At 70.0% G+C, this 16,974-nt stretch carries 12 protein-coding genes and 3 pseudogenes; 3 read left to right on the top strand and 12 right to left on the bottom strand.

Annotated elements, in window-relative coordinates:
* Positions 1-93 precede the first annotated feature (93 nt).
* The 4 genes from JF597_RS35170 to JF597_RS35155 form a co-directional block, all read right to left on the bottom strand.
* Positions 94-1,512, bottom strand: a complete 1,419-nt coding sequence (locus tag JF597_RS35170; protein WP_294004801.1) for a sugar porter family MFS transporter — start codon at positions 1,510-1,512, stop codon at positions 94-96.
* A 270-nt stretch (positions 1,513-1,782) separates the two neighbouring features.
* Positions 1,783-5,520: an AAA family ATPase gene (locus JF597_RS35165; RefSeq protein WP_294004798.1), complete on the bottom strand. Its 3,738-nt coding sequence runs from the start codon at positions 5,518-5,520 to the stop codon at positions 1,783-1,785.
* Between the two features lie 254 nt (positions 5,521-5,774).
* Positions 5,775-5,978, bottom strand: coding sequence for a hypothetical protein (locus JF597_RS35160; protein ID WP_093498859.1), 204 nt, complete (start codon positions 5,976-5,978; stop codon positions 5,775-5,777).
* Between the two features lie 382 nt (positions 5,979-6,360).
* On the bottom strand, positions 6,361-6,642 hold the full coding sequence (locus tag JF597_RS35155; RefSeq protein ID WP_294004795.1) for an acylphosphatase: 282 nt from the start codon (positions 6,640-6,642) through the stop codon (positions 6,361-6,363).
* Between the two features lie 190 nt (positions 6,643-6,832).
* Between JF597_RS35155 and JF597_RS35150 the strand changes: the two genes are divergently transcribed.
* Both JF597_RS35150 and JF597_RS35145 read left to right on the top strand, forming a co-directional pair.
* Positions 6,833-7,984 (top strand): CAP domain-containing protein, encoded by a 1,152-nt coding sequence (locus JF597_RS35150; protein ID WP_294004792.1) that lies wholly within the window; start codon positions 6,833-6,835, stop codon positions 7,982-7,984.
* Positions 7,985-8,055: 71 nt separating this feature from the next.
* Positions 8,056-8,196 (top strand): annotated as a pseudogene (locus tag JF597_RS35145) (transcriptional regulator); the annotation flags it as partial.
* 18 nt (positions 8,197-8,214) lie between these two features.
* Here the strand turns inward: JF597_RS35145 and mutM are convergent.
* The 8 genes and pseudogenes from mutM to JF597_RS35105 all read right to left on the bottom strand — a co-directional run bounded on the left by mutM (position 8,215) and on the right by JF597_RS35105 (position 16,608).
* A complete protein-coding gene (gene mutM, locus JF597_RS35140) occupies positions 8,215-9,075 on the bottom strand; it encodes a bifunctional DNA-formamidopyrimidine glycosylase/DNA-(apurinic or apyrimidinic site) lyase (RefSeq protein WP_294004789.1) in 861 nt (286 codons plus the stop codon).
* 81 nt (positions 9,076-9,156) lie between these two features.
* Positions 9,157-10,011, bottom strand: a complete 855-nt coding sequence (gene rnc, locus JF597_RS35135; RefSeq protein ID WP_294004786.1) for a ribonuclease III — start codon at positions 10,009-10,011, stop codon at positions 9,157-9,159.
* Between the two features lie 8 nt (positions 10,012-10,019).
* Positions 10,020-10,176 (bottom strand): annotated as a pseudogene (gene rpmF / locus JF597_RS35130) (50S ribosomal protein L32).
* 2 nt (positions 10,177-10,178) lie between these two features.
* Entirely contained in the window at positions 10,179-10,829 is a 651-nt protein-coding gene (locus JF597_RS35125) for a YceD family protein (protein ID WP_294004783.1), read from the bottom strand.
* 165 nt (positions 10,830-10,994) lie between these two features.
* Positions 10,995-12,101 (bottom strand): ATP synthase F0 subunit B, encoded by a 1,107-nt coding sequence (locus JF597_RS35120; protein ID WP_294004780.1) that lies wholly within the window; start codon positions 12,099-12,101, stop codon positions 10,995-10,997.
* Positions 12,102-12,158: 57 nt separating this feature from the next.
* Positions 12,159-12,638 carry a pantetheine-phosphate adenylyltransferase gene (gene coaD, locus JF597_RS35115; RefSeq protein WP_294004943.1) on the bottom strand — a complete coding sequence of 160 codons (480 nt, stop codon included), beginning with the start codon at positions 12,636-12,638 and terminating at the stop codon, positions 12,159-12,161.
* 26 nt (positions 12,639-12,664) lie between these two features.
* Positions 12,665-13,252, bottom strand: a complete 588-nt coding sequence (rsmD, locus tag JF597_RS35110) for a 16S rRNA (guanine(966)-N(2))-methyltransferase RsmD (RefSeq protein ID WP_294004777.1) — start codon at positions 13,250-13,252, stop codon at positions 12,665-12,667.
* A 134-nt stretch (positions 13,253-13,386) separates the two neighbouring features.
* Entirely contained in the window at positions 13,387-16,608 is a 3,222-nt protein-coding gene (locus tag JF597_RS35105; protein ID WP_294004774.1) for a helicase-related protein, read from the bottom strand.
* Between the two features lie 169 nt (positions 16,609-16,777).
* Between JF597_RS35105 and JF597_RS35100 the strand changes: the two are divergent.
* Positions 16,778-16,974, top strand: a pseudogene (locus tag JF597_RS35100) (HSP90 family protein); the annotation flags it as partial.

Genomic DNA, 16,974 nt, shown 5'->3' with positions numbered 1-16,974 from the left:
CCGCCCCGCCCGGGCAGTGACCGGGCGGGGCGGCGGGGGATACGAGGAGAGGGGCAGCGGGGACTTGGCCCTTCTCCCCGAGCGGGGGTGGGCTCAGCCCATCTCCTCCAGGGACTTGCCCTTCGTCTCCTTGACGTACTTGAGGACGAACGGGATGGAGAGGGCCGCGAAGACCGTGTAGATCACGTAGGTGCCGGAGAGGTTCCAGTCGGCCAGCGACGGGAAGCTCGCGGTGATGGCCCAGTTGGCGATCCACTGCGCGGAGGCGGCCACGCCCAGGGCGGCGGCGCGGATCCGGTTCGGGAACATCTCGCCGAGGAAGACCCAGACGACCACGCCCCAGGACAGGGCGAAGAAGAGGACGAAGATGTGGGCCGCGATCAGGGCGGTCCAGCCCTGCGCGGACGGCAGCTTCCCGTCGACGAGGTGGTACGAGAACGCCCAGGCCTCCAGCGCCAGACCGACGACCATGCCGACCGAGCCGATGAGGGCCAGCGGCTTGCGGCCGACGCGGTCCACGAAGATCATCGCGATCACCGTGCCGATGATGTTGATGATCGACGTCGTGAAGGAGTAGAAGAACGAGTCCGTCGGGTCGACGCCCACCGACTGCCACAGGGTCGAGGAGTAGTAGAACGCGACGTTGATGCCGACGAACTGCTGGAAGACCGACAGGCCGATGCCGACCCAGACGATCGGCTTGAAGAAGAAGGAGCCGCCGAGCAGGTCCTTGAACGTGGACTTGTGCTCGCTCTTCATCGCGTGCTCGATCTCGGCGACCCGGGCGTCCAGGTCGACGTTCCCGCCCTCGACCTCTTCGAGGATCGCGCGGGCGCGCTCCCGCTTGCCGACGGAGAGCAGGAAGCGGGGGGACTCGGGGATCGCGAAGGAGAGCAGGCCGTACAGGACGGCCGGGATCACCATGACGCCGAGCATGACCTGCCAGGCCTCCAGGCCCATCAGCTTGCCGCGCTGGTCACCGCCGGCGGCGTTGAGCAGACCCCAGTTGACCAGCTGCGAGATGGCGATGCCGACGACGATCGCGGCCTGCTGGAAGGAGCCGAGGCGGCCGCGGTAGGCGGGCGGGGCCACCTCCGCGATGTAGGCGGGGCCGATGACGGAGGCCATGCCGATGGCGAAGCCGCCGATGATCCGCCAGAGGGCGAGGTCCCACAGCGCGAAGGGCAGCGCCGAGCCCACGGCGCTGATGGTGAACAGCACGGCCGCGATCTGCATGCAGCGGATACGGCCGATCCGGTCGGCTATCCGGCCTGCGGTCGCGGCGCCGATCGCGCAGCCGATCAGGGCGACGGCGATGACCTGGGCGAGGGCCGCCGACCCGATGTCGTAACGGGTCCGGATGGCCTCGACGGCGCCGTTGATGACGGAGCTGTCGTAGCCGAAGAGGAAACCGCCCATCGCGGCCGCCGCCGCGATGAAGATGACATGCCCGAGGTGATCGGGGTGAGCCGTACCGGCTCCTGACTTGGGTGCCTGCGCAGTGCTGGTCACAGAAAACTCCTCGGGCCACCGGCAGCGCTGCCGGGGTGGGGGTGAGCCCTCTCAGGTCCTCACACCTGAAGGTAAAAGCAACGTTGCAGAGACTATGCCTTCAAGTTTCGAAGTCAATAGGGGGCACCGTGTGAAGTTGCAGATACCACGCAACGAAAATGCGTTCACTTCTTGAAGAAGGGTGAAGGTGACATGCCCCAAAGGGGCGTGGGGAACTGCGCGACCAGCCACAACGGCGCCCGCACCCGAACCGTCGGCCGGGACCCGGCGTCAGCGAAGCCGCTGGCTGATGACCTTCGACACACCGTCGCCCTGCATGGAGACGCCGTACAGCGCGTCGGCGACCTCCATCGTCCGCTTCTGGTGCGTGATCACGATGAGCTGGGACGACTCCTGGAGCTCCTGCATGATGCGGATCAGCCGTTGCAGGTTGGTGTCGTCCAGGGCCGCCTCGACCTCGTCCATGACGTAGAACGGGCTGGGGCGTGCCTTGAAGATCGACACCAGCATCGCGACGGCGGTCAGCGAGCGTTCGCCGCCGGACAGCAGGGAGAGCCGCTTGACCTTCTTCCCCGGCGGGCGGGCCTCGACGTCCACGCCCGTGGTGAGCATGTTGTCGGGGTCGGTGAGGATCAGCCGTCCCTCGCCGCCCGGGAAAAGCCGGCTGAAGACGCCCTCGAACTCCCTCGCCGTGTCCCGGTACGCCTCCGTGAAGACCTGCTCGACCCGCTCGTCGACCTCCTTCACGACCTGGAGCAGATCGGCGCGGGTCTTCTTCAGGTCCTCCAGCTGCTCACTGAGGAACTTGTGCCGTTCCTCGAGGGCCGCGAACTCCTCCAGGGCCAGCGGGTTGACCTTGCCGAGCTGCTGGTAGGCCCGCTCGGCCGCTTTCAGCCGGCGTTCCTGCTCGGCCCGGTGGAAGGACTTCGGCTGGTTGCGCGGATGGTCGGGGTCGTCCGGCAGCACCTCGCCCTCGGCGGGGGGCGAGGGCGGCACGAGCTGGTGCGGACCGTACTCCTCGACAAGCCCCGCCGGTTCGACACCGAGCTCCTCCAGCGCCTTGGTCTCCAGCTGCTCGATCCGCAGCCGCTTCTCGGCGCCGAGTACCTCGCCCCGGTGAACTGAATCCGTGAGTTTGTCGAGCTCCGCCTTGAGGTCGCGGCCGGTGCCGCGGGCGGCGGCCAGCTCCTGCTCGCGGCGGGCCTTCGCGGCCTCGGCCGCGGCACGTTCCCGCTCCGCCCGGCCGACCGAGACCTCGACGTGCGCGAGCAGCTGCCGTGCACCGGCGGCGACGGCCTCGGCGACCGCCGCCTCGTGGCGCAGCCGGGCCCGGCGCTGTTCCGCACGCGCGCGTGCCTCGCGTTCCGCGCGGGCGGCGCGGTCGAGGGAGTCGGCGCGGCCGGCGAGTCCCTTGACCCGCTCCTCGTGGGTCCGGACCTGGAGGCGGGCCTCCATCTCGGTCTGGCGGGCATTGGCGCCGTCGGCGGCGAGGCGGTCACGCGCCGAGGTGTCGGGCTCCTCCTCGACGGGCATCTCCTCGGCCACGGCGAGCCGCTCGGCGAGGATCTCGACCTCTTCGAGTGCCTTGTCGAGGGAGTCCTGGGCGCGGGCGGCGGCCGCCGTGGAGCGTTCCGCCTCGCCTGCCGCGCCGCGCGCCTGTCCGGCGAGGCGGCCGAGCTGCTGGGCCACGGCCGACTTCTCACGGTCGGCGGCGCGGCGCCGCTCGCCGAGCTCCTCGACGAGGGCCGCGCACTCCTTGCGCCGCTCCCCTGCCGCGTGCTGTGCCTCGGACAGTTCCTCGCAGCGGACCGCGAGCTCTTCCAGCTCGGCGGCGGCCTCGTCCACGGAGGCCTGCACTTCGAGCAGGCTGGGCGCGCCGGCGGAGCCGCCGTGGGCGAAGTGGGCACCGAGGAGGTCGCCTTCGGCGGTCACGGCGGTGAGGTGGGGGTGGCTGTAGACGAGGTCCTCGGCGGCTTCGAGGGTGTCCACGACGACGATGCCGGCGAGGAGACGTCGTACGGCGGGCATGAGGTCGGCGGGGCCGCGGACGAGGTCGGCAGCGAAGTTCCCCGAGGGGAGGGGCGCGGTGGGTCGTCGGTCGGGTACGGGTGCGTGGGGGCCGGCCTCCGCGTGGTTCCCCGCGCCCCCATGGGGCGCTGCCCCCGCATCGGCGTGCTCGGCCGCGGGTGCGTCGTGGCTGGTCGCGCCGTTCCCCGCGCCCCTTTGGGGCGCTCCGGCCTTAGGCATCTCAGAATGGGGCGCCCCAGAATCAGCACGGAGGGCCTCAGGTGCCCCTGCCAGCAGCAGTGCCGCCCTGCCGCCGTCCTGCTTGCGCAGCAGGCGAATGGCGTCGGCTGCCGATGCCGGGGTCGTCACGGCGATGGCGTCCGCTGCCGCGCCGAACGCCGCCGCCAGGGCGACCTCGTGGCCCGGGGTCACCGTGAGGAGTTCGGCCGCCGGGCCCAGGACGCCGGTGAGGCGGTCCCGGGCGCCGAGCAGTATGCCCGTGCCGTCCTTGCGGCGCAGGCCCAGTGCCAGCGCCTCGTGGCGGGCCTGGGTCGCGGCGCGCCTGCGTTCCGCCGCCGTGACGGCCTCGCGGGCCGCGGTCAGGGCCGCCTCCGCCTCGGCGAGCCGGTGTCTGGCCTGGTCGTGCTGGACGGCGAGCTCCTCGTCGCCGGCGTCCAGGCCGTCGACCTCCGCCTTGAGCGCCTCGTACTCCTCCTGCGCCGAGACCGCACGTTCCTGGGCCTCGTCGCGGGCGGCGGCCAGCCGGTCGATCTCGGCCTGGGCGGACGCGGCGCGGGAGCGGGCCGCGCCCACCTGGCCGTTCAGCCGGGCCAGGCTCTCCCGGCGGTCGGCGATGGAACGGGCCACGTCCTTCAGGCGCCGCTCCTCGTGAGCGAGTTCACGCTCCAGCTCGGCGCGGTGGGCGACGGTGTCGTCCAGGGCGTGCTGGGCCGCCTCCAGGGAGGCCTCCAGCTCGGCCTCCTGCTCACGGATGCGGTGGGCCTCGCGCTCCATGTCCTCCGGGTCGCGGCCGCGCCGTTCCTCGGGGGGCGTGGAGGTGGCGCTCTTCACCCGGGCGTCGGCCAGCGAGATGGTGCCGCGGACGCGCTCGGCGAGCTGGGAGAGCTCGTACCAGGTCTGCTGGGCCCGCTGCAGGCGCGGGGTGAGCTGCCGTACCTCGTCCTCCAGGAGGGCCTCGCGCTGCAGGGCCTTCTTCAGCTCCTGCTCGGCTGCTTCCTTGCGCTCCTTGAGGGCGGCCTCGTCGGCGATCTCGGTCTGGAGTGCGTTGCGGAGTCGTACGAGGTCGTCGGCGAGGAGGCGCAGGCGGGCGTCGCGGAGGTCCGCCTGGATGACGGCGGCCCGGCGGGCGACCGCGGCCTGCCGGCCCAGCGGCTTGAGCTGGCGGCGGAGCTCGTCGGTCAGGTCCTGCACGCGCGCGAGGTTGACCTGCATCGCGTCCAGCTTGCGCAGCGCCTTCTCCTTGCGCTTGCGGTGTTTGAGGACGCCGGCCGCCTCCTCGATGAAGGCGCGGCGGCCCATGGGGTCCGCGTGCAGGACGGAGTCGAGCTGGCCCTGGCCGACGATGACGTGCATCTCGCGGCCGATGCCGGAGTCGGAGAGCAGTTCCTGGATGTCCAGGAGGCGGCAGGTGTCGCCGTTGATCTGGTACTCGCTGCCGCCGTTGCGGAACATGATCCGCGTGATGGTGACCTCGGCGTACTCGATGGGCAGGGCGCCGTCGGAGTTGTCGATGGTGAGGGACACCTCGGCGCGGCCCAGGGGCGGGCGCCCGGTGGTGCCGGCGAAGATGACGTCCTCCATCTTGCCGCCGCGCAGCGACTTGGCGCTGTGCTCGCCCATGACCCAGGTGAGCGCGTCCACGACATTGGACTTGCCCGAGCCGTTCGGTCCGACGACACACGTGATCCCCGGCTCGAACCGGAGCGTGGTCGCCGAGGCGAACGACTTGAACCCGCGGAGGGTCAGGGCCTTGAGGTGCACGCCGTGGGACTCTACCCGGCGCCGCTACCGCACTCCACGAACCCTCGCAACCTCGCGGTTTCGCGCATGAACACGCAGGGCACACCAGACGTTAAAGAAAGTGAAAGGATGCGCGGGGCTGGAAGGGCCGGGCTCGGGGCAGGCCGGGGGCAAGAAAGAAGGGACGCCGGGGCGTCCCTTGCAAATCTTGACAACTTAAGCGGTTGAAAGGGCTGCCCGACCGCCGCATATGCTGTTGTGGAGCGATGCAGCGATCAGGTGAGCGCAGGCTCCGCCTGGTTTGCGTCGATGCTCTCCATGATCCTGTCGGGAGAAGCGGCAGCCGTCAGCGCGTCGTTCTCGGCCTGGATCCGTACGAGCTCGGATTCCAGGTCCTGGACACGCTGCTGGAGCCGTCGCATCTCGGCGAGGAGTCGCGGGTCGGAGCCGCCGACGTAACCGAGAAGCGCCTTTGCCATGATGGATGGTCCTCCACACTGAGTGACCGACCGAAGCGGTGTGGGTCGTGAGGGATCGCACCCGCGGTGCTTGACACATTCGAGCGTTGCTCGAGTGTTGCGCCATGCCAAACAGCTAAGGTGCGCGGGGCTTTCAGCGTCTCACCAAAAAGTTTGACGGTCAACACGATCACGCCCCGTATTGGCGGGCGAACCCGTGGTCGGGCGGCCCTGGACGGGCGGCGCTGCGACTCCCGCGGGGCCCTCGGGGCGTGGCGATCATCTGTAAGTGCGGAGCCTGCCACGACCCGCGGTTCTTGGCAACCACCAGGCCGTTTCCGCTCGGGGCACATGCCGGTGGCACGTCACTCCGCTTCCACCTGCGCCGCTTCACGGAAGGGGTTCAGCGGATCGCGAAGCCCTCGTACCCGCCCCGGGGTGTGTCCCAGATCTCGGTGACACCCTCCACCCGCCCGGGCGTGTCATCGCCCTGGAGCCAGTCCAGCAGCCCTTCGCAGCCCGACCGGGAGCCCTCCGCGACCACCTGGACGCGACCGTCCCCCAAATTGAGAGCAAAACCACTCAGGCCGCCGATCTCCAGCGCCTTGGCCCGCGTGAACCAGCGGAATCCCACACCCTGGACGCGCCCACGGACCCAGGCGACCAGTCGCACATCCTCGCTCATGGGTGCAACCTAACCGGCCAATGTCACTCGGGGCACTCCCTCACCCAGCGGCATGCGGTACCGTCCCCACCCAAATGAATCTCATATGAAACTCACTCGATCGAGTGAGTCTGGTTGACCAGAAGGAGTCATTGGCCACACCGGCCCCTGGTCGACCCCGACCGCGAGGACGAGGGAAGAGGGCAAGGACATGGGACGCCACCGACGCCACGCCGCCGGCCGCGCCGCCACGGGCCGCGCCACGGGGGTCACGGAGAGCGACGGCCCATACCCGGGCGACCACGACCCGCAGGACTCGTACGCCGGTCTCCGCCACGGCACCGGCACCGCCGCCTACCTGCGCCAGGACGAGTACACCGACACCAACGCGCGCAGCTCGGCCTACCTGTTCGCGACCGCGGACGACTACGCCCGCTTCATGAACACCGCCGAGTTCCCGGCCGAGGAGTTCACCCCGGCCGGCGGCTCCCCCTCGGGCGGCGGGCACCGGCGGCGGAAGAAGGGCGGGCGGCCGGTGGCCACGGGCCTGCTCGGGGTCTCCGCGGCCGTCGCCATCGGCACCGTCGCGGTGGCCACCGGAGTGGTGCCGGGCCTGGAGAACTACAAGCTCGGCGGTGGCAGCAGCACGACCGGTGGCGAGCGGGTACAGGCCGACGGCGCGCCGAGCAACACGGCGGCCGAGCAGGGCGGCACCTCCGGCAGCGCCGAGAGCCGCGGCACCGGCTCCTCGACCAGCCGGGGCGCCCAGCGCTCCACCACCCCGACCCCGTCGGCGTCCGCCTCGGAGTCCGCGTCGGCATCCGACTCGGCCTCCGCCTCCGTCTCCGCTTCGCCCGCCCCGACGAAGACGGCCACCGATAAGCCGACGCCCGCCACCACGCCGTCCAAGAAGGTGACGGCCGCCCCGAGCAGGGCGGCCACCAAGGCGCCGGTGAAGACCGCCGCGCCGGTCACCTCCTCCCAGGAGGCGGTCGTCGAGGCCGAGGTGCTGAAACTGGTGAATGAGGAGCGGGCCAAGGTGGGCTGCAGCGCACTGTCCGCGAACTCCTCGCTGACCAAGCTGGCCGAGGCGTTCAGCGACGACATGGCGGCACGGAACTTCTTCGACCACACCGACCCGGACGGCAAGACACCGTGGGACCGGGCCGCGGCGGCCGGCATAGCCAACCTCGGCGGCGAGAACATAGCCCGCGGCCAGGCCACCGCCCAGGCCGTCATGGACGCCTGGATGAACAGCGAGGGCCACCGCGCCAACATCCTGAACTGCGACTTCAAGACCCTCGGGGTGGGCGTGCACTTCGGCGATGGCGGGCCGTGGTGGACGCAGGACTTCGGCTACTAGCCGACAGGACCTCACTAACCAACGGTTAGCGCACCCTGCCGGTTAGCGCTGCGCTCCCGTACGCTTGACGCATGACCATCACCCAGGACGGCGTCGTGGAGCCGCAGCCTCCGTACGACGTCTTCGCCCGGGCCTGTCCCTCGCGCACCACCCTTGAACACGTCATGGGCCGCTGGGGCGGGCTCACCCTGAGCGCGCTGCACGAGGGGTCGGCTGGCCGCCCGCGAGCGTTACGACGAGACGCGCGGCGCCCGCTGACACTGCGGGCAGAAGTAGCTGGACCGGTTCATCCAGGGCCGCCTGCGCATCGGCGTGCCGCACCGCCGGCAGGGCAGCCCCTCCCGGCCGTAGGCGTCCAGCGAGCGGTCGAAGTACCCGGACTCGCCGTTGACGTTGACGTACAGGCTGTCGAAGCTGGTACCGCCGACGGCCAGGGCCGCGTTCATCACGTCCCGAACGTGGCCGAGGAGTTCGGCGGTGCGCGGGCGGGTGAAGCCGGCGGTCGGGCGCTCGTAGTGGAGGCGGGCGCGCCAAAGGGCCTCGTCCGCGTAGATGTTGCCGACTCCGCTGATCAACGACTGGTCGAGCAGCGCCCTCTTGATGGTGGACCGCTTCCGGCGCAGCGCCTGGTGGAAGGCCTCGTCGTCGAACAGCGGGTCGAGGGGGTCGCGGGCGATGTGCGCGATGACGTCCGGCAGCCCGTCGAGCGTGTTGTCGTGCAACGACAGTCCGCCGAACGTGCGTTGGTCGACGAAGCGGAGTTCCGTGCCCAGGCCGTCGGCGAACCGGACGCGGATGCGCAGGTGCTTCTCCTCCGGCGCCTCGTGCGGCTGGACCAGCAGCTGGCCGCTCATGCCGAGGTGCGCGAGGACCGACTGGTTGGTGTCCTCCAGCGGCAGCCACAGGTACTTGCCGCGCCGGCTCGGGGTGCCGATGCGGTGGCCCTTGAGCCGGTGCGTGAAGTCGTCGGCGCCGGCGAGGTGCCGTCGTACGGCACGCGGGTGCAGGACCTCGGCCTCGGCGACGACGCGATGGGCGACCCACCGCTCCAGGCCGCGGCGGACGACCTCCACCTCGGGCAGTTCAGGCATCGGGGCTCCCGTGCAGGACCGTGGACGATCCGAGCGCCCGCCTCCGTGGAAAGGGGGCGGGCGCTCGGGCTGCGCTGTTCGTCAGGCGGAGGCGGCGGACGACGGCGGGCCGTCGTCCTCCTCGGCTTCGGCCCGGGCGGCCTGCTCGGCCGCCCTGGCCTTGGCGCGCTCGTCCGCCGCGGCGCGGATGGCGCGCCAGGCGGACTCGGCGGCCTGCTGCTCCGCCTCCTTCTTGCTGCGGCCGGTGCCGGTGCCGTACGAGACGCCTCCGACGCGGGCGGCAGCAGTGAAGGTCTTCTCGTGGTCGGGGCCGGTCTCCGTGACCAGGTACTCGGGCACGCCGAGGCCCTCCGTCGCGGTGAGCTCCTGGAGACTGGTCTTCCAGTCCAGGCCGGCTCCGAGGTTCGAGGACTTCTCGATCAGCGGGTCGAAGAGCCGGTGCACCAGCTCGGACGCCGAGTCGAGGCCCTGGTCGAGATAGACCGCACCGATCACCGCTTCCAGGGTGTCGGCGAGGATGGACGCCTTGTCCCGGCCGCCCGTGCCCTCTTCACCGCGGCCGAGCCGGATGAAGGAGCCCAGGTCGAGACCGCGGCCCACCTCCGCGAGCGCACGCGAGTTCACCACCGCGGCCCGGAGCTTGGCCAGCTGGCCCTCAGGCAGGTCGGGGTGGGTGTTGTACAGCGTGTCCGTCACGACGAGACCGAGGACGGAGTCACCGAGGAACTCCAGCCGCTCGTTCGTCGGCAGGCCGCCGTTCTCGTACGCGTAGGAACGGTGGGTCAGCGCACGCACCAGAAGGGCGGACTCGAGCTTGTAGCCGAGCCGCCCTTCCAGAAGCGTGTGGGACGAGGCCGTGCTGTCCGTCTTCTTCTTGGCGGTTGGGTCCGCCTTGGGCTCATCGCCCTTCTTGGGACTGGACACAGTGCCTCTCACCTGGCCGCTCAGACTTCGAGGACCTGGCGCTTGTTGTAGGTGCCGCAAGACGGGCACGGGCTCGTGGCAGCGCTCGCACGCAACCAGGGTGGGGACCGCAGCCTTCCACTGCGACCGGCGGTGGCGCGTGTTGCTGCGCGACATCTTCCGCTTCGGAACAGCCACGGCTACTTCTCCTGCTTCTCGTCGACGCCCGCTTCCGCGTCAGCGCCGCTCATCTCGTCCTTCTCGCCGTCCTTCATGGATCCGGCGAGTCCCTGCAAAGCCGCCCAACGGATGTCGACGGCGTCGTGGTGGTGGTCCGGGTCGTCCGTGAGCCGGGCTCCGCACTCGGAGCACAGGCCCAGGCAGTCGTCCTGGCACACCGGCTGCATGGGCAGTGCGAGCACCACCGCATCGCGCAGCACGGGTTCGAGGTCGAACAGGCCGTCCTCGATGAAGAACCTGTCCTCGTCGTCCTCGGCGTCGTCGCCCGGTTCCGCGATCACGCGGCCCCGGTCGTCGGCGTCAGGGTACGAGAACAGTTCCTGGAAATCCGCTTCGAGCTCCTGCCCGACCGGCTCCAGACACCTTACGCACTCCCCCTCGGCCTGTGCACGGGCGGTGCCTGTGACGAGCACACCTTCCATGACCGACTCGAGCCGGAGTTCGAGCTCCACCGGGGCGCCCTGCGGCACTCCGATGACCCCCTTGATCCCGAAGTCCTCGGGAGCGTCGATCGTGCGGTTCAGGCGCTGCAGCGCACCGGGACGCCGCCCCAGCTCGTGTGTGTCGAACACGAACGGGTTGCGGTGGTCGAGGCGCGCGTGAGGAGCCATTCCTGCTTTCGATCTTCGAGTTCAGAGGGACGCCGTCCGGAGATGTCTCCGGGCAGCGCGGATCGCGGAGGTAGACGCGACCGAAGAGCCAGGATACTGGACCTTTCGCTGAGGGCCCAATCCGGCCGTCCTGCGGCCGCCTTCAGCCCGCCTTCGGCCGGGTTTCTACAGGCCCCGGCCCTGCTCGTAGGCCCGCAGCTGCTCCGGCGTGATCATGCCGGTGTCGAAGAGGCTGGTCTCGTCGAGGGCGTACGACTGGTGCTGCTGGTGCTGCGCCGCCTGCTGCTGGGGGTCGTAGACGGGCTGCTGGCCGGTGTCGTAGCCCTGGTAGGCGGCGGCGTACGGATCGGCCTGCTGGTAGCCGTAGGGGTCCTGCTGGTAGCCGTACGCGTCCTGCTGGGCGTAGACGGGCTGCTGCTGGGGGTAGCCGTACGGATCCTGCGCCACGGGCTGCTGCATGGGCTGCTGGTCGTACTGCGGCTGCTGGGGCTGGGCGGCGGCGGGCTGCTCGCTCTGGGCCGCCTGGGCCGCCTGGGCCGCGCGGTCGTCCTGGTCGGCGAGGGCCGCGAGGTCGGCCAGGTAGTCGGCGTCGCTGGAGTGCTGGAACGTCGTGTTGTCGTCGGCCAGGGCACCGAGGGCGTCGGAGGCGATCCGGCCGTGCAGCTTGGCGCGGCCCTTGCCGACGGCCTCCAGGGTCTTGGCGAGGACCGCCTCGAAGGCGCCGAGCTTGGCGTCCACGTAGGCGTCGGCGTCCCGGCGCAGGGTCTCGGGGTCGTGGCTGCGCTCGGGGGCGTCCTCGTCCTCGTAGCCCTGCTCGTCCAGGCCGGGGCCGGTGCCGAGCAGCTTCTCGCGGCCGCGGCCGACCGAGCCGAGGGTCTTGGTGAGGACGACCTCGAAGTTGGCGAGCTTGGAGTCGACGTAGTCGTCGGCGTCGGCGCGGACCTCCTCGGCCTCCTGGCGGGCCTCGGCGAGGATCCGGTCGGCCTCGGCCTGGGAGCGGCGGGCCACCTCGGTGTCGGAGATCAGCGAGCCGCGCTCGGCGTGCGCGGTCTCGATGATCCGCTCGGCCTCCATGCGGGCCTGCTCGACCATCTGGTCCCGGCCGCCGATCAGCTCCTCGGCCTGCGCGAGCGAGCCGGGCAGCGCCTGGCGCAGCTCATCGAGCATCGCGAGCAGCTCGGCACGGTTGACCACGCACGACGCCGACATGGGCATGGACCGGGCGCCGGAGACCGTGCTCACGATCTCGTCGAGCTTCTTCTGCACGTCCACCTGTGCTCGCCACTCTCTACAGCTGGGTTGGAGACGGACGGGACGACTGTAGCCCCATCAGTCCTTGCCGAGACGCTTGTTGAGGGCCTCCAGAACGGCCGGCGGTACCAGGTGGGCGATGTCGCCGCCCCACTGGGCCACTTCCTTGACCAGCGAGGAGGAGAGGAAACTGTAGGTCGGGTTGGTCGGCACGAACAGCGTCTCGACGCCCGAGAGGCCGTTGTTCATCTGGGCCATCTGCAGCTCGTAGTCGAAGTCGCTGACCGCCCGGAGGCCCTTGACGATGGCCGGGATGTCGCGCTGCTTGCAGAAGTCGACGAGGAGGCCGTGGAAGGCCTCGACCCGGACGTTGCCGTAGTCGGCGGTGACCGTGCGGATCAGGTCGATCCGCTCGTCGATCTCGAACAGGCCCTTCTTGGACTTGTTGATCATCACCGCGACGTAGACCTCGTCGTACAGACGGGACGCGCGGGCAATGATGTCGAGGTGTCCGTTGGTGATGGGGTCGAACGACCCGGGACAGACGGCGCGGCGCACTTGTGATCCCTCGCTCTCCGGTCCGGTCATCGTGCGTCTTCGCACGTAGAGGAGGCGCGACCGTACCAAAACGTTCCCTCGCCGTAGCGACGGGACCGAAGGCCTTCGAAGCCGGTCGGCCAGTGGAAGACGCCGCCTCTGGTGCTGCGCTCCACGGTGACGAGCGCGTCCGGCGCGAGCCAGCCCCCAGAGTGGAGTGTGAGGAGAATCTCCCGAAGATCGTCGTCCGTGACGGCGTACGGAGGATCCAGGAAGACGATGTCGTACGGCTGCGCGGGGGCCGGGGACTGGATGACCTGCTCGGCTCTGCCCGCTCTCACCTCGGCGCCGGGGAGGCCCAGATTCTTTACGTTTTCACGTACGACGCGGGCGGCTCTGGGGTCGGCCTCCACGAGGAGGGTGTGGCCGGCACCGCGGGAGAGCGCCTCCAGGCCCACGGCTCCGGAACCGGCGTAGAGGTCGAGGACGCGTTCGCCGTCCAGGGGGCCGCCGAGGAGGGACTGCCAGGTGGAGAAGAGGCCTTCGCGTGCGCGGTCGGAGGTGGGGCGGGTGCCGGTGCCGGGCGGCACCGAGAGGCGCCGTCCGCCTGCCTGGCCGGCGATCACGCGGGTCATCTTGAATCCTCGGTCTGGGGTTTTCCGGGGTGGTTACGGATTCAGTTTGGCAGCAGGTGCTTCGTGGTTGCTCGCGCAGTTCCTCCCCCAGCCTTCGGCCGGGGGTACCCCCAGCGCCCCTGAGTAAGTCGCCTCTAGCCCTTTTCCAAGTACTGCTCCCTCTCCTCGTCCAGGAGGGCGTCCAGGGCCGTTCGCAGGCCCGGGAGGTAGGTCAGTTCGGGGTCGCGGGCCACCAACGCCGTCGCCTCCTCCCGCGCCTCCGCGATGATCTCCTCGTCCTCGATCACCGCGAGGACGCGCAGGCTGGAGCGGGCGCCCGACTGGGCCTGGCCCAGGACATCGCCCTCCCTGCGCTGTTCGAGGTCGATGCGGGAGAGCTCGAAGCCGTCCAGGGTCGAGGCGACCGCCGTCAGGCGCTGGCGGGCCGCGCTCGCCTCCGGCATCTCCGTGACCAGGAGGCAGAGGCCGGGGGCGGAGCCTCGGCCGACCCGGCCGCGCAGCTGGTGGAGCTGGGAGACGCCGAAGCGGTCGGCGTCCATGATCACCATGGCGGTGGCGTTGGGGACGTTGACGCCGACCTCGATGACCGTGGTGGCGACGAGGACGTCGGTCTCCCCCGCCGCGAAGCGTCGCATGACCGCGTCCTTGTCGTCGGGATGCATGCGGCCGTGCAGGACCTCGACGCTGAGGCCGTTCAGCGGCCCCTTGGCCAGGTGGTCGGCCACGTCGAGGACGGCCAGCGGCGGGCGCTTCTCGGCCTCGTCCTCGGCCGACTTCCTGGCCTTCTTCGGGTCGTCCTCCTCGTCACCGATGCGGGGGCAGACGACGTACGCCTGGTGGCCGTTGCCGACCTCCTCCCGGACCCGTTCCCAGGCTCGGGCCAGGAAGTGGGGTTTGTCTGCGGCGGGGACCACGTGGGTGGCGATCGGGGAGCGGCCGGCCGGGAGCTGGTCCAGGACCGAGGTCTCCAGGTCGCCGAAGACCGTCATCGCGACCGTGCGGGGGATGGGGGTGGCGGTCATGACGAGGAGGTGGGGCGGCTGCTTGCCCTTGCCGCGGAGGGCGTCGCGCTGTTCGACGCCGAAGCGGTGCTGCTCGTCCACCACTACCAGCCCGAGGTCGTGGAACTGGACCTTGTCCTCGATCAGCGCGTGGGTGCCGATGACGATCCCCGCCTCGCCCGTGACCAGGTCCAGCATCGCCTGGCGGCGGGCCGCGGTACCCATCGAGCCGGTGAGGAGGACGACCTTGGTCGCGTGCTCCGCGCCGCCGAGCATGCCGCCCTCGGCAAGCTCGCCCATCATCTCGGTGACGGAGCGGTGGTGCTGCTGGGCGAGGACCTCGGTGGGGGCGAGCATGGCGGCCTGACCGCCCGCGTCGACGACGGCGAGCATGGCGCGGAGCGCGACCATCGTGTTGTGGGTGACCGTGAAGTGGTCGGTGACGTACGCGTGACTCGGATGAGCAACGCTGATGCACTGAACCGGCTTCTGCCCGACATACTCGACCGCGCGGATTCCTCGTCGAAAGGTGTCGTACTTCGGCCGTGACCGAACGCGGGCAGCCTTTCGGGACAGACGGAAGGGCGGGTACTCAGCGGGCAGGGCCACCGAGACGTTGAAAGCGGCGGAACTCTTCGGCAGGACGCGCGCACGACCCCCCAGCGAGCGCACAAGCCAAGCGACATCTTCGGCAAGCGTACGTGAAGCTGAGCAGAAGGAAGCGCTCATTCCGTCGGTATGGATGGTGCCGTCGGTGTCCATGAGTCCTTGGAGCACAGCCAAACGGTTTTTGATGGAAGTGTTCTTGTAGTCGTCGGGAATGAATTTGTCGTGGGACGTTCGGCCCCACAGGTGCAGCTCCCGCAAGACCTGGATCACCGGGTTACGAACTCCACCGGCACGCTCGGTGAGCTGGATCGTGTAGTCGCAACGGGAACGCTTCACAGGCACCACCCGGCATTGCGGAGCCACCTCCGTCGCCACAGCGTCGCGGATCTCTTCGTCGATGGTGGACAGACGCAGGTTATGGCGGAATGAGCCATCTCCGAGGAGGATGCCGAACAGGTACGGATCCATCGGGAGCCTGGAGTCACCTCCGAGGTCAACTGGGGCGGCAACCGGGAGATACCACTTCGAAGATCCGTTGGCTTTGAACGAGTCCAGGCGGATCTCCCGAGTCGTCATGACCTTGGGGGCTTGGCCTCGGTGCCACCCGCAGCTTGTTCCGACGATCCAGAGATGTTCGTCATCGCATTCCACAGAGCTTCCATCGGAGAGCACAAGGCGCCAGACGTCGCGTTCTCCTTGCGGGAAGACACCGTCGATGAGGGCAATCTCCCCCTGCGGCACGATGACCTCGTCCCCCACATTCAAGTCCCCCATCCGACGAAAACCGGCGGGTGTGAGCACCAGTGAGTCGAGAGGCTGTGCCTTCCCTGAACCGACCTCTCCCTGCAGGAGCCGGTGCATCGGGTGCTCGGTCGCCAGGTCGTCGAAGATCTCCTTCGAGACCTTCCGCTGGCCGTCCGTGAGGGTGAAGGGGAGGCGGTCGTCGAAGGCCGTGAGGAGGCCGTCGGGGGACGGTCTGCGGGCCACCGCCGGGAGCAGGGCGTCGGCGTGGCGGCGGCGGGCCAGGGCGACCTGGAGCACGAAGGCCTCGTCCCACTTGAGGCGGTCGCGGGCCGCCGCGATGTCCGCCTTGGTGTGCGGGCGGTGGATCCTCAGGAGGGCTTCGGGGAGCGGGACGAGGCCGCGGCCTTCGCGGAGGGTCGGGGGTAGGGGGTCCAGGGCCTCCTGGACGCTGGGGAGGACCGTCTGGACGGCCTTGCCGATCTTCCAGGACTCCAGTTTGGCGGTGGCCGGGTAGAGCGGGATCAGGGCTCCGGCCCAGGTCTCCACGGATTCGGCCGGGTCGTCGCCCTGGAGCAACTCGTAGGCCGGGTGTGCCAGCTGCAGGCGGCGGTTGAAGACCGAGACCTTGCCCGCGAACATCGCCCGGGTGCCCGGCAGGAGTTCCTTGTGGGGCTTGTGCACGCCGTTGCCGAAGAAGACCAGTTGGAGCCGGCCGCTGCCGTCGGTGATCGTGACCTCGAGGCGCTGGCCCTTGCCGCGGGGCGCCTTGGCGGAGGCGAACGTGTGCAGGCGGGCGTCGGCGACCATGGCGACCACCGTGACGTGCTCGTCCATGGGCAGGTCGGCGAGGTGGGTGAGCTGGCCGCGCTCCTCGTATCTGCGGGGGTAGTGGTGCAGGAGGTCGCCGACGGTGTGCAGGCCGAGATGCTCGGCCATCACCTTTGCGGTGGCTGGGCCGAGCACTTTCTTCAGTGGTTCTTCCAGTGCGGGCACGAGATCCATTGCACACCACACCACTGACAATGCCGTATACGTCTCGGGAAACCCCTGGTCAGACGGCCGTTTTGAGTCATAGGATGGCGCGCTCCGGCCATCCTTCCGCGGTCACCGCCCCACCAGGGACCGCCCGACCCCGCGCCGACCACGTCTTCCCCCCTCCGGCGCAGCGACGATGGACTCCCAGACCTCACAGTCATCCCAGGCAGCACAGCCACCTCATACGTTCCAGGTCGACCTGCGTGGCCTGGTGGACCTGCTCTCCCATCACCTGTACTCCAGCCCCAAGGTCTACCTGCGCGAGCTGCTGCAGAACGCCGTGGACGCGATCACCGCGAGACGGGCCGAACAGCCCGACGCCCCGGCGCGGGT

Source organism: Streptomyces sp., assembly GCF_019510245.1.
In the GTDB taxonomy this organism is placed as follows: Bacteria; Actinomycetota; Actinomycetes; order Streptomycetales; family Streptomycetaceae; genus Streptomyces.
This window is presented reverse-complemented; position numbering and strand designations above follow the sequence as displayed.

Bases quoted from the DNA above. Each gene is read 5' to 3' on its own strand.
- JF597_RS35155 (WP_294004795.1), bottom strand. From the start codon at position 6,642: ATGAGCGAGGATGTGCGACTGGTCGCCTGGGTCCGTGGGCGCGTCCAG.
- mutM (WP_294004789.1), bottom strand. From the start codon at position 9,075: ATGCCTGAACTGCCCGAGGTGGAGGTCGTCCGCCGCGGCCTGGAGCGG.
- rsmD (WP_294004777.1), bottom strand. From the start codon at position 13,252: ATGACCCGCGTGATCGCCGGCCAGGCAGGCGGACGGCGCCTCTCGGTG.
- JF597_RS35105 (WP_294004774.1), bottom strand. From the start codon at position 16,608: ATGGATCTCGTGCCCGCACTGGAAGAACCACTGAAGAAAGTGCTCGGC.
- JF597_RS35160 (WP_093498859.1), bottom strand. From the start codon at position 5,978: ATGGCAAAGGCGCTTCTCGGTTACGTCGGCGGCTCCGACCCGCGACTC.
- JF597_RS35150 (WP_294004792.1), top strand. From the start codon at position 6,833: ATGGGACGCCACCGACGCCACGCCGCCGGCCGCGCCGCCACGGGCCGC.
- JF597_RS35125 (WP_294004783.1), bottom strand. From the start codon at position 10,829: ATGGCTCCTCACGCGCGCCTCGACCACCGCAACCCGTTCGTGTTCGAC.